Source organism: Sutterella sp. KLE1602 (assembly GCF_001578585.1).
Lineage (GTDB): Bacteria > Pseudomonadota > Gammaproteobacteria > Burkholderiales > Burkholderiaceae_F > Sutterella > Sutterella wadsworthensis_A.
In genome coordinates, this window is sequence record NZ_KQ968568.1 from 17,063 (window position 1) to 29,182 (window position 12,120).

Annotated in this window: 11 protein-coding genes; 4 read left to right on the plus strand and 7 right to left on the minus strand. The window is 62.2% G+C overall.

The annotated features are described in order from the left end of the window. From HMPREF3036_RS09695 to HMPREF3036_RS09715, 5 genes are all read right to left on the minus strand, one after another. Nucleotides 1-1,242: aryl-sulfate sulfotransferase (locus HMPREF3036_RS09695; RefSeq protein WP_231853622.1), on the minus strand; the 1,242-nt coding region annotated here is incomplete at its 3' end. 190 nt (nt 1,243-1,432) lie between these two features. After that, on the minus strand, nt 1,433-2,383 hold the full coding sequence (locus HMPREF3036_RS09700; RefSeq protein ID WP_062334060.1) for a LysR family transcriptional regulator: 951 nt from the start codon (nt 2,381-2,383) through the stop codon (nt 1,433-1,435). 770 nt (nt 2,384-3,153) lie between these two features. Then, nucleotides 3,154-3,375 carry a hypothetical protein gene (locus tag HMPREF3036_RS09705; protein ID WP_062334063.1) on the minus strand — a complete coding sequence of 74 codons (222 nt, stop codon included), beginning with the start codon at nt 3,373-3,375 and terminating at the stop codon, nt 3,154-3,156. Between the two features lie 176 nt (nt 3,376-3,551). Next, entirely contained in the window at nt 3,552-4,010 is a 459-nt protein-coding gene (locus HMPREF3036_RS09710; RefSeq protein WP_231853623.1) for a HigA family addiction module antitoxin, read from the minus strand. Between the two features lie 153 nt (nt 4,011-4,163). Beyond that, nucleotides 4,164-5,039: a porin gene (locus tag HMPREF3036_RS09715; protein ID WP_255358826.1), complete on the minus strand. Its 876-nt coding sequence runs from the start codon at nt 5,037-5,039 to the stop codon at nt 4,164-4,166. A gap of 187 nt (nt 5,040-5,226) precedes the next feature. On the opposite strand from HMPREF3036_RS09715, the gene HMPREF3036_RS09720 reads away from it, so the two are divergent. From HMPREF3036_RS09720 to HMPREF3036_RS11980, 4 genes are all read left to right on the plus strand, one after another. After that, on the plus strand, nt 5,227-6,150 hold the full coding sequence (locus HMPREF3036_RS09720) for an AEC family transporter (protein WP_005435376.1): 924 nt from the start codon (nt 5,227-5,229) through the stop codon (nt 6,148-6,150). A 366-nt stretch (nt 6,151-6,516) separates the two neighbouring features. After that, nucleotides 6,517-6,855 carry a P-II family nitrogen regulator gene (locus HMPREF3036_RS09725; RefSeq protein WP_005435375.1) on the plus strand — a complete coding sequence of 113 codons (339 nt, stop codon included), beginning with the start codon at nt 6,517-6,519 and terminating at the stop codon, nt 6,853-6,855. A 60-nt stretch (nt 6,856-6,915) separates the two neighbouring features. Then, nucleotides 6,916-8,190, plus strand: a complete 1,275-nt coding sequence (locus HMPREF3036_RS09730; protein WP_062334069.1) for an ammonium transporter — start codon at nt 6,916-6,918, stop codon at nt 8,188-8,190. 116 nt (nt 8,191-8,306) lie between these two features. Next, nucleotides 8,307-8,450 carry a hypothetical protein gene (locus HMPREF3036_RS11980; RefSeq protein ID WP_005435373.1) on the plus strand — a complete coding sequence of 48 codons (144 nt, stop codon included), beginning with the start codon at nt 8,307-8,309 and terminating at the stop codon, nt 8,448-8,450. 451 nt (nt 8,451-8,901) lie between these two features. Here HMPREF3036_RS11980 and HMPREF3036_RS09740 read toward each other — a convergent pair whose 3' ends face one another. Continuing rightward, complete coding sequence (locus HMPREF3036_RS09740) at nt 8,902-11,535, minus strand: hypothetical protein (RefSeq protein WP_062334072.1); 2,634 nt, start codon at nt 11,533-11,535, stop codon at nt 8,902-8,904. A gap of 203 nt (nt 11,536-11,738) precedes the next feature. Then, nucleotides 11,739-12,092 carry a cytochrome c3 family protein gene (locus tag HMPREF3036_RS09745; protein WP_062334078.1) on the minus strand — a complete coding sequence of 118 codons (354 nt, stop codon included), beginning with the start codon at nt 12,090-12,092 and terminating at the stop codon, nt 11,739-11,741. Between the last annotated feature and the right edge of the window lie 28 nt (nt 12,093-12,120).

The window sequence follows — 12,120 nt, forward strand, 5'->3', positions numbered from 1 at the left end:
CCACTTGACCTTCTTGTCGCGGCCGATCTTGATGATGGCCGACTGATGGCGGGAGGAAATGATGATGGAGTCGTCTTCCGGGTCATAGTCGACGGAGTTGACGTGCAGCCAGTTGCGGCCCGCACCCGTACCGACGATGTCGCCGAAGTCGTTCGACTCTTCAGCGGCGGAGAGTTCCTCGGCGGTGAGCGTCTTGCCGGCCTGAGCGGCGTCGATGTTAAGGCAGACGGCGCCCTGGTCGAGGACCTTGAGCACGTTGGAGCGGTAGACGTCGAGGATGTCCGGCAGGCGCCATTCGTCGATCACGTGGCCCTGTTCGTCCACTTCGGCAATCACGTCGCGGACGGTGCGCACGTGCTTGCCATCGGGACGGATGTAGTTGGAGCTCGCCACGCGCAGGAAGTAGTGGCCGTTCTGGGCGTCGTCCATCGAGTGCGAGTAGTCGTTGTAGCGCATCGGGAGGAGGCGGTTGAAGACTTCGCGGCCCATGATGTCGTACTTGACGTAGCGCTGGCCGTAGCCCCAGGTGAGAAGACCGTCGTCATTCTGCTTGAAGCCCATCATGACGCCCGCCTTGTACATATCGCGAAGATCGTAGATCGGGTTGGCGAACATGTACCAACGGATGTCGCCGGCCGTGTCGATGATGGCGTTCTGCGGGAAGAAGTTCCACTGAAGGGCGCCGCCCACCGGGTTGTTCCAGACGGCGCGCGTGCCGATGCCGGACTTCTCGGCGATGTTGTTGATGAAGTAGAGGCGGTCCTTGAATTCCGGATCAACCTTCTTCACTTCGGTGCCGAAGAGCGCATGGCGCTCGGCTTTGATGCCGGCGACTTCCGTGTACGTGGGAGGCGCGTAGAGCTGATACGTGTCCTTGAAGTTTTCGGAGTTGCCGCGCAGCGTGCGGGTGTAGCTCACCTCGACCATGTTGACGTAGTCGGGATAGAGGCCGAAGACGGGAACGCCGCCGTGGGTAAGCAGTTCGGTGCGAGAGACCTTGTATTCGATCGTCTGGCCGTTGAGCTTGGGCTGGATCTTGACGACGACGTTGCTGAGGTCGTAGCCGCCGTCGCGGATGACGGCCGTAAGCGGCGCAATGCCGTACGGGTTCATCATGACTTCACCGATGTGGCCCTGCATGATGTAGTTCGTGGCCGGACCCGAGCCGCCGCCCATGGCAAGCGCACCCATGGAAGCGGCCGCAATGCTCGCGGCGATCAGGCTTTTGGCAAAGAGTCTCATTTTGGTTCTCCGATTGGTCAGAAGGTTGGTCAGAAGGTTGGACTTCAATAACGAAGAAGTCTAAGCACGACGCCTCTTCAAAACCATGCGGACATACAGACCCCGAACAGGCCCTAATCCGCAAAATCGGATTTCGAATTTCGACAAGAACCTGCAGGAGAAGGGAATTCGAGACTTGAGTCTGAAAACATCAATTTCGGAGAATCGGCACGGCGCGCAGATCTCCGAGGTGCTGCCTCATTTCGGAGAAGAGAAAGCTCCTCAGCCACTGGTGCGCAGGATCGCCGTCGACACGGTCCGACCAGATGAACGAGGGCGTGAAGACCGAGCTCTTCTTGGAGCGTCCGAGAATGCAGAGGTCCGTCGTGCGGCAGAGCGCGTGCGCGGTCTGAAACGGAATGCAAGTCGTGTCCTCCGCGCCGAGGAGGAGGGGCACCGTGACGAAGTAGGGGGCCGAGAGAACAGGCAAGGCCTGTCCCGACGCATCGAGGCTCTCGATCACGGGAATGAGGCCGCAGTCGTCGGCCGAGGCCTTGGGAAGCGCGATCTGCACCGACTGCCGCGCCCTGACCTCGCGTTCCGTGAGCACCTGCCCCGAAAGGACGCGCCGGGCGAGCTCGGACGTGCCGCGCGCCACGTAGACGTAGGCGTCCTCGCAGATTGCGAGCCTGCGAAAGGTCGGGAAGGATTCCTGCGTTGCGTAGACCGCAAGGTCGATGCGGCCCTGATGGAGTTCGGCGTAGAAGTTCGAGGAGATCGAATGGAAGTTGAGCCTCACGCCGGGCGCATGACGACCGAGCGCGTCGAGCACGGGCCCGAAGTAGGAGAGGAGCGCATTGTCGAGCCCCGCAATGCGAAAGACATGGCGGAGCTGCTCGACCGAAAAGACGCCGGGATACTCAAGCGCCTCGAAGCCGCTCAGAAGCGCGTCCACTTTGGGCAGGAGCGAGCGCGCGCGAAGCGTGGGACACATGCGGTGGTCGCACCTCACGAAGAGCTTGTCGCCGAAGGTCTTTCTCAGGGATGCGAGCTGACGGCTCGCCTTCGGGAGCGAAAGCTGCAGCCGCGCCGCGGCTTCGCTCAGGGATTCGGTCTCGTAGATGGTTCGAAAGAGCTTGAGTTCATCGGCATTGACGATCATGGGAGCGACTTGCGGTCTTGTGGGTTGGTTTCGGCAGGAAAGGGGGCCGCGAAAACCGGTCAGCCCCCGGGGGTCGTTTTCGAGTATGCCAGACGCGAGGCGTTTCGGGCACGCCGACGTTCATCGACGTCAAGACTTCGTCCCGTTTTTTCACGGGTCCGAAGGCGGGAAGGGCGCCCGCCGTTCGTCGGCCTAGAAGAAAAGGACGCTTACGTGCGGAGTCCCCTGGCCTCCGGGCGGATTCGGGAGACGCATTTGGTTGAGGTCTTTTGTTCGCGAACCGGGAGCCGCAGGGTTGAGAGGCACGAATCGGGTGCGCGCACATGCGTCGTCCGGAGAGGAACGGCTTCGGAGGCGTCGGACGATCGACGCACCCAGACGGGGCGCATGCGGCGCACGAACATCTGGAACGAGAACCCGCCCATGCGTCCGGCGGCGGACCTCGGGAGGCCGAAGAGCCGGCATCGACGGCACGTCAGGACGAACCTGACGAAGACTTGACGAAGGCGTGCGGAACCTTGAAAACGGCCCCAAAACCCCTCAAACATTACTCAACATAATAGTAGTTATGTTGAATATTCAAAAAAAGTGAAGAAGGACGGGTTTCCGTCCTTCATTTCACAGCTCTTCGAACTTCAGGTCTTCAGGCGCGGTCTGCGCCTTCGTCCATCAGTTCCTCGTCGCGAACGCAGGATGCTCGCGCTTCACCTGCGCCACGGCGGGGCCGACGGCAATGCCGTCGGCAGCCCCCTGCATGAGCGCCTCGTACGTCAAGCTTCACCCGTCTCGACCATGGTGCCCTCGGGGTTTTCGTCCCAAGGCATTTCCCGCCTTTCCTTTGTGACTTCAGGCGCCTCAGCTTCAGCCCTTTTGAGGGCCTCGAGCGCAGCCAGCGCACTTTGAACAGCCTCCCCGAGTCTCGTGCCGTCGCCCGATCGCTCGAGAATGCCGATGCCGTCGGTGAGGAGCGCCTCTGCGAGGTCGTCAAGCACGTTAACGATCTGGGCCTGTCAGCTCATGTCACACCTCGGGAAAGGGAATGTTTTCTTCCGGCATTCAGCTCTCGGAGGCCCTGACGGCCCCTGATGGCAGCAGGGAAGACGACGCGTACCGCCCTCTGCCGGCGCCCTGCTCTTCTCGACTGCCCTGCCCTTCGTAAAGGATTCGGTCAGTCGGCACAGACCTCTTCGGCCGCCAAGCGGATGCGCACGGCTTCGGCCTTCTCCTCCTCGGAAAGCGTCAGCGGACGCAGACGGGAGATGGCGAGCATGTGCTCGGCCTGCCAGACGTCGTGGCAGTACTGCAGGCGCAGCCACATGGCTGCGGACGGACCGGGAAGCACGTGGGCGATGCGTACGGCGAGCTCGGGCGTGACGGGGCCTTCACCCTTCATCACGCGCGTCACTGCGGCGGGCGTCACGTCGAGGTGCCTGGCAAACTGCCTGGCGTTGAGTCCCAGATGCTCCAGCGTCTCAGCAAGAATCGTGCCAGGATGCGGGGGATCATACATGCCGCTCATCAAAATCTCCTCAATGTTCTGCCCAACAGGCTTTTCACAACAACAAACGGCGCCCGTGAAGGCGCCGAAAAAGGACGTGAGTATATCGAAGGGGCAGTTGGCGCGCAAGCCGCTCCCCTCTCCTTTCTTACGTGAATATTCATGCAGGATGGCAGCTTCTGCATCAGGATCATTCGGGCCTGCAATGCGCAGGACGCCCGCCCGGATTGCTCCGGACGGGCGCCGTGTTCATTCAGAATTCAGAAGCTTGCGCTCGAATCATCAGAACTTGTGAACGAGACCGAAACCGGCTTCAGCAGTCTTGGTCGTGACGGTCACGTGATCGTTCTTGCCGGTCGAGTCGATGGAACCTTCGTTATAACCGGCGAAGCCATAGACCTTCGTGCGCTTGCTGAGCGGATATTCGTAGGCAGCGGCGAGACCCCAGCGGTCGAATTCAGCCGTGCGCTCCTGAGTCGTCATGTTGATGACGCCTTCGGATTCGCCGTCAACGTAGTTGACCTGGGCAAAGGCAGTACCGCCGAAAACGGGAGCGGCAACGCCGAGCGCAACGGCATAACCCTTCATGCCTTCCTCGGCCGTAACCGTGCCTTCACCGGCCGAGATCCAGGCATCGGCACCAACGAAACCGCCGAGCTTGTTTTCGTTCTGACCGTACTGGGCAAAGCCGAGGACCTTCGCGACGCCGAAGTCGTAGGAAGCACCCCAGGACACGCCGAGGGAATCTTCGGAGTTGGCATCGGTGCCCTTATTCATGACCGTGTCAACAACGAGGCCCGTGCTGAAGGCACCGAGGTCATACTTCAGACCGAGACCAGCGCAACGCTTGTTGAGGGAGGACTGGGCGTCTTCAGCGCCGTTAGCGTTGAAGGAGTACTGTGCGTAGGCGGTAAGACCGCCGAACTTCGGGGTGACGTACGTGACAGTGTTGTCCATGCGGTCACGATCGCCGAGGTTGAACAGGTTCTTGGCGCCGACCGTGTCGCCCCAACCCGTACCGAAGGCAGTGTAGCCGTACACGACGTTGTAGGAACCAACGCCGGCGGAGAGGGCGCCGACACGACCCATGGAAAGCGTACCGAAAGACCTCGTTTGGGGACGGCTGTGACATTTCCACCCGAAGGAAGATCTGTACAAACGAGTGCACAGTCACGGGAGATTCCGTTTCAGAAGACTTCCCGATCAGTCCACCTCCGTCGGTCGGCGTGGTACCGATACATACCTCGGGAGGTAGAATTTCGGCCTCTGCAGGCGCACAATTTCCTGTTCGGGCGCCTGAACGCCCGGGCGCCGGCCCCTCATCTACAAAAGACGGAAGACAATCATGGAAGACAGCTTCGCCAAGGTGATGTCCCTGGCGGCATTCATCGTGCTCGGGCATCTGCTCAGGCGCTTCAACATCCTGAAGGACCAGGCCTTTGCGGCCATCAGCGCCCTGGTGATGAACGTCACGCTCCCGTGCGTGATCCTCACGAACCTCAACGGCGTCAGGATCGAGGGCGACATGCTCCTCATTGCGGGCCTGGGGCTCCTCACGAACATCATCTTCCTCGTCTGGGGGCTTTTTCTCTCGCGCAACATCGCGGACACGCAGTGGCGCGACTTCGTGAGGCTCAACGTGGGCGGCTATTCGGTCGGTCCGTTTGCGGTTCCGTACGTGCAGTCCTTCTTCCCGACGACGGGCCTGATGGCGACCTGCATGTTCGACGTGGGCAACTGCGTCATGGCGGGCGGCGGCACCTTTGCGGTGATTGCGGGCACCCGCGTGAAGACGACGCTATGGCGCACGGTCAAGCTGGTCGTCTCGAAGCTCGTGCGCTCGGGCCCGCTCGTCACCTTCGCCTTCGTGGGCCTCATGTCCGTCCTCGACATGCGCCTTCCCGACGGCGTCATCACCAGCACCGCCATCGGCGCGCACGCCAACACCTTCCTCTGCATGATCATGATCGGTGAGTCGATCAGCTTCTCGATGGGCGGCGGCAAGATGGGCAAAGTGCTCAAGCTGCTTGCGAGCCGCTGGGTCGTCTGCATCCTCATCGCGCTCGGCGTCTGGCACTTCCTTCCCTTCGAGGAGGAGATCCGCATGGCCCTCACCCTCACCTGCCTCTCTCCGATTCCCGCCATGAGCCTCGTCTTCACCGCTCAGCTCGACGGCGACATCGCCATGGCCGCCAACATGAGCTCGTTGAGCGTCGGCTGCTCCATCATCGGCATGTCCGTCGCGCTCATGCTCTTCGGCGCGCTCTGACGCATCAGAAACTCCGCACCACGTTCGGGCGGTCCTCTCCGGAGGGCCGCCCGATTTCGTTCATATCTCCCCTTTTCCTCCCCGTTCTCCGTGCCCGCCCGGCCGCACGGCGCCACTCGCGGGCGCCTGCGCACGCGCCGTGCCCCAAAACGGTGCATACTGGCAACCTGAATCACTTTAAAACGCCTCTGCTGCCGTCTTTAAGCGAATTTCCTCACGCTTCAGGCCCCGTTGAGGTTCCATTTGCCGAATTTCGTCTCCCATAGACGAATACGGGCCTTTGGCACGCCTTTTGCTTAAGAATGGATCAAGGACGCGGGATTCCCCGCCATCCGCACAAAGCATCTCACTCACAGAGGAAAAACCATGAAGTACATCATTGCGGTCATCAAGCCGTTCAAGCTCGACGACGTGCGCGAAGCGCTCGCGGACTGCGGCGTCAGCGGCCTCACCGCCACGGAAGTCAAGGGCTTCGGGCGCCAGAAGGGACATACGGAGCTCTATCGCGGCGCCGAATACGTCGTTGACTTTCTCCCGAAGATCAAGCTCGAGATCGCCGTTTCCGACGAACTCTGCGACAAGGTGGTCGAGTCGATCGCCTCGGCCGCGAACACCGGCAGGATCGGCGACGGGAAGATCTTCGTGATGGACCTCGAGCACGTCATGCGCATCAGGACGGGCGAAACGGACGACGCGGCCGTCTGAGGCAGTCGGCAGCACTCGATTTGACTTTAAAGTAGACCGAACACTCAGGAGAAAAGACAAATGTCCGCACTCACCCGAATCGCCGCATTCCTCGCTGCGGCGGCCCTTTCACCCGCGGCGCTTGCCGCCGAGGCCTCCATGGACAAGGCCGACGTCGTCTGGATGCTCGTCTCCACGACGCTCGTCCTCTTCATGACGATCCCCGGGATCGCGCTCTTTTACGGCGGCATGGCCAGAAAGAAGAACGTGCTCTCGATCCTTGCGCAAACGACCGTCATCTGCTGCGCGCTCACGCTCGTCTGGTTCGCTGCGGGCTATTCGCTCGCCTTCGGGCCGGGCAGCGCCTTCGTGGGCGGGCTCTCGCATGTGTTTCTCAATGGTCTCGACATCAACAGCATGTCGGGCTCCATTCCGACTTTGCTCTTCGTCTGCTTCCAGATGACGTTCGCGATTCTCACGGCTACGCTGATGATCGGCGCCTTTGCGGGCCGCATGAAGTTCTCGGCGATGCTGATCTTCATGATCCTCTGGTCGCTGTGCGTCTATTCACCCGTGTGCCACTGGGTTTGGGCCGAAGGCGGATTCTTCTTCGACATGGGCGCGCTTGACTATGCGGGCGGCACGGTCGTGCACATCAACGCGGGCGTCTCGGGCCTCGTCGCCTGTCTCGTGCTGGGCAAGCGCCTCGGCTACGGTCGCGAGCCCATGAATCCGCACAACCTCACCTTTGCGATGCTCGGCGCCGCCATCCTCTGGATCGGCTGGTTTGGCTTCAACGGCGGCTCCGGCCTTGCCGCCAACGAGCGCGCCGTCATGGCGATCCTCGTCACGCAGATCGCAGCCGCCGCTGCGGGCGTCTCCTGGATGCTCGTCGAATGGATGCTTCGCGGCCGTCCCTCGCTTCTGGGCCTGATTTCGGGCGCCGTCGGCGGCCTCGTGGTCATCACGCCCGCCTCGGGCTTCGTCGGTCCCGTCGCCGCACTCGTGATGGGCCTCATCGGCGGCGTCTGTTGCTTCTGGGGTGCGGTCTTCCTCAAGCGCATGGCGGGCTGGGACGACTCGCTCGATGCATTCGGCGTGCACGGCGTGGGCGGCATCGTCGGCGCCCTCCTCACCGGCGTCTTCGCCTCGAGCGCCGTCACGGGCTCCGAAATGAATCCCGTCATGACCCAGGTCGGCATCCAGGCCGCAAGCGTCGTCGCCACGATGGTCTACGCAAGCGCCGTGACCTGGATCCTCCTCAAGATCATCGACGTCGTCATGGGCCTGCGCGTCACGTCCGACGAGGAACGCATGGGGCTTGACCTCTCGCTCCATGGTGAACGCATCGAATGATCCCGGCATTCATCTGAACCCGGAAGGGCCGCCCGCCGCCGCGTGAAGACGCAAAGGCCGGGCGGCCCCTTCATTTGTTCGCGCGGATAACGAAGGAATTCTCGTGACGATGCTTGATGCAGGCCGCTCAGGATAAGGTGGACGCCCTTGCCTGCGGCGACGACCGCACCACGATCGAGCTCACGCCCGACGAGACCGAGCAGGCCTCGGGCGCGCTGGGCTGGGTCGACGTGACGAAGCTCATCGAGCCGAAGGCCTGAAAGGCCGCCTGAATGAGGCACAGGAAAACGGGAGGCGTCCGCAGGGAGGCCTCCCGTTTTCTGTTTCATAATGATTCGGCGCGGAAACCTCTTCCTTTAGGAAGGGGAGGAAGCGCCGCACTCCTTTCTTAGTTGAGTCAAAAACGTGGTTCGCTTCTCAACTAGCATCAGTTTTTTGAAGCTGACGCCGGCGGAAAGCCGGACTCCATCCAGCGTTCGGACATCGAAGTATCCGAAGGAACGGCGACCGAAAATGAACCCAATTCTTCCCTTACACTTCACCTTGTCGAATAGGCGAAAGCCTTTGACAAGGAATGGCGTCTGGTGGATGAACATCCCACGGTGCCTGTACATTCCAAACCAACGTAGCTCGCCTCCCCGAGGAGGTTTGCTGAGACTAGTCAATAAAGGCTTTTTCAAGCCTCCGCCTTGAGGCGGGGGTTATTGACCCTCAGGCCGTCGCCGCAGCCGTAAGTCGCGGATCCCTGAAGCCGCCCCGTCTTTCAGCGGCATGCTCGTCGCCGCCTGCCTTCATGCTGCCGAAGAGGTGCGAGCCCTCTGCTTCGTCCTCGCCGAAAGCCTCGTCGGGAAGGTCTTCGGGGTTTCCGTTCCTCGTCTTCATCATGAAGGCCGAGGCGTCTCGCAGATAGGTGTGGAAGCCTGCCTCGACGACGTCGTCGAGCTCCTCGAAGGCGGCCGAAGCGCACTCGAGCACGGCCGAGAGGTCCCAGGCGATGAACTGCAGGTACTCGTAGCGCACGCCCGAGGCGTAACCCACGACGTCCAGATATCCGTCCCCGAGTCCGCGCAGTCGGACCTCGAGCATTTTGCGGGCCTTGATGCGACGGTCCTTCTTCGGCGCGAGTCCTTCGGCATCATCCTTCACGTCAAGGAAGAGGAAGCCCGCGCAGGCGCCCGCGGCGCCGAGAGCGTCCATGCCGATGCTCTTGCCCTGGCCGTAGAGGTAGCCGAGCGGCGGGCAGTGCGTGATGCCCTCGGTGACGTCGGCCAGAAGCGGCGCACCGGGCCTCGTGTCGGGCCGCATGCCGTACTCGTGCGGCAGCCAGGCGTAGTCCTTGAGCGTCATGCGCCTGCATTCGGGCGCCTTCTCGAAGAGGAATTCCCTGAATTCGGAGAGCGTGAGGCCTTCGCCCGAAGGGGCCTTCGGCACGAGCGTGATGGCGTCGGCGCGGCGCAGGCGGGCGGCCTCGCCGACCGTACGGTCGATGAGGGCGCGAACGGCCTGGAAGCACTCGATTCGAGCGCGCTCTTCGGTGCCCTTGAAGTCCTCGATGTAGACCAGAAGGCGCCACATGCCCTCGTGGGGCTCGGGCCAGATGAGCACGTCGTCCGCAGAGAGCACCTCGTTGCCCGCCATGAAGGTCTCGAAGGAGGTGTCGTCCCGTCTGGCCCTGCCCGCCGTGAAGGTCCAGCGGTCGGAAAGGGATTCGGGGACGCGCCTGAGGAATTCAAGGATCGGGAAGCATTCGAGGCGCCAGCCGTTGGGCGAGATTTCGACCTTGATGCGGTCGTCCTCCGCGCTCACGTCAAGGCGCCACCAGGAGGCGGAGACGGGCTCGAGGATGGCCGCAAGGCGTTTTTCGACCTCGTCGGCGTCCGTGACGGAATCAAACGCGTCTTCGAGCTCGGTCGCCTGCGCTTCAAGCGCCGCCCAGACCTCGTCCGCGCGGACCCTGAAGGGCTTTTCAATCGTGGGCTGCGAGAGACCGCGCTTGCAGACCTCGACGAAGAAGTCGACCACCTCGTCGTCGGGCCTAATGCCCGCGCAGGCCTTGAAGCACTTGAGGGCCGCGCGCCTCTGGCCGAGCCTCAGGTTGAGGAAGGCTCGGCAGAAGAGCGTCTCCCAGCGGCCTTCGGTCCGGTCGTCCAGACCCTCGAGCAGCGCAAGCGCCCTTTTCAGGTCGTCCTTCCCGGATTCGCTTCGGTTGGCGATCGCGCGGGCGAGTTCGAAGGCATAGAGCGGCGTGAACTTCTCCTTCTGGACGGCCTCGAGGCGCCTGATGATTTCGTCGAAGTTGCCGCGCAGGTCAAGGGCGCGCAGGTGCTTGAGGACGGCGGCCTCCTCGGGTCCTGTGTCGAGACGGCCCTCGAGCCGCGGACAGCGCAAGGGGACTTCAAAGGAATAGTCGATCGCGGAGGGCCGCGTCGTGTCGGGCTCGGGCTTGGTGAGCACGAGGCGCACGCTCCTGTCGAGTCTTGCGCGGACTTCTACGAGGTGCTCGGGAGCGGCCTTCGCATGCTCAAGCACGTCGGAGACCGATTCGACAAGACGGGCGAGCCAGGCGGGATCCATCTTCGAGAGGCCCGCGTGGTTCATCTCGAAAACGAACGGCACGGCGTGGCCGGAGAGCTCGACCTCCATGCGCAGGAAGCTCTCGTCGTCGAGTTCGAGCCCCGTGGCGTTGAGCGCGATCAGGGCGTCTGCGTACCCGTCGGGATCGAGCTCGACGCAGGCCATGCGAAGGGCGCGCTCCGGAGTTCCCGGCGCCGTGTGGTCAAGGTCTCCGTCCTCCCAGAGCGGGCGGGTGAGAAGGATGCGCTCAAGCGATTCGCGTGCCGCCACGAGCTCGAGGGCGTGAAGGATGACGGGATCATCGGGACTCTCGACATCGGCGCGCAGAAGCCATTCGCGGGCCTCGTCAAAGCGTCCCTCGCCTGCGCGAAGAATGCCGAGCAGATAAAGAAGGCGGACGTCCCTTTCGTCTTCGCCGATCCCGGAGACGGCGCGGCCCGCTGCATCAAAGGGTCGGCCGCAGAGCAAGCGCGCGATCGTCGAGAGCGTGAACAGAAGCATGCCGTCGGACCGGTCCTCCACGTACGGCGTCACCGCCTCAAGAATTCTCATCGCGCGCGCGAAGGCGGGATACCTGTTGGTGCCGAGCAGTGCCTCTGCGAGTCTGAGTGCGGCTTCCGGATCGGTCTCGACGTGGCACATGTCGAAGCGACCGGTATCAATGCCCTTGTTCACGATGCTCTCGATGAGCTCGAGGATCCGCTCGGGCTCCTCACCCGAGGCCCTGAGTGCGTCAATGGTCGCGAGCTCCGTTCTTGCGAGGATCATCATCCTGACTCCTGTTCTTGTTTTGAAACCGTGTTCTGATATCTTACAGAAGGTTTGAAAACTACGATTCCCCCGCGTCCTTCTCCTTCAGGAAGGAATGGCGGTCATGGCTTCATGAGCGGCATGCATGAACTGAAAAGCCGCCCGAATCGGTCGACTCGGACGGCTGGATGTTTCTGAAGGAACCTGAAGGAACCGGTTGCGGCTTACGGCACCTTGAAGCCGAACTGATGGCACTGGTCGCAGAAGTTCTCCGTTTCGCCGTGCATGTAGTGGCAGTTCGTGCAGTCAAGCTGGTCCTGATAATGCGGGGAGACGTGCGGATTCGTCGGCTTGACGTCCTTCGTCTTCTCAACGAGGTCCTTCGTGTTGTGGCACTGCGTGCACGTCTTGATGTCGGGCGTGGCGGGATTGGCCTTGTCGGGGCCGTGGCAGGCTTCGCACGTCAGACCCATGGCGGCGTGGCGGTCGGCGCCGAACTTGCCGTCGGCGGCAGCGGCCGTGCCAGCTGCGAGGATCGCACTCATGAGCATGACGGCGAGCGGACGGAAGTGTTTCATAGAAATTCGGCGCGGAAACCTCTGTCTT

What these genes read in the sequence shown, in the direction of transcription:
- HMPREF3036_RS09725 (WP_005435375.1), top strand. Translation starts at nt 6,517, where the DNA reads ATGAAGTACATCATTGCGGTCATCAAGCCGTTCAAGCTCGACGACGTG.
- HMPREF3036_RS09700 (WP_062334060.1), bottom strand. Translation starts at nt 2,383, where the DNA reads ATGATCGTCAATGCCGATGAACTCAAGCTCTTTCGAACCATCTACGAG.
- HMPREF3036_RS11980 (WP_005435373.1), top strand. Translation starts at nt 8,307, where the DNA reads ATGCAGGCCGCTCAGGATAAGGTGGACGCCCTTGCCTGCGGCGACGAC.
- HMPREF3036_RS09720 (WP_005435376.1), top strand. Translation starts at nt 5,227, where the DNA reads ATGGAAGACAGCTTCGCCAAGGTGATGTCCCTGGCGGCATTCATCGTG.
- HMPREF3036_RS09745 (WP_062334078.1), bottom strand. Translation starts at nt 12,092, where the DNA reads ATGAAACACTTCCGTCCGCTCGCCGTCATGCTCATGAGTGCGATCCTC.
- HMPREF3036_RS09730 (WP_062334069.1), top strand. Translation starts at nt 6,916, where the DNA reads ATGTCCGCACTCACCCGAATCGCCGCATTCCTCGCTGCGGCGGCCCTT.
- HMPREF3036_RS09740 (WP_062334072.1), bottom strand. Translation starts at nt 11,535, where the DNA reads ATGATGATCCTCGCAAGAACGGAGCTCGCGACCATTGACGCACTCAGG.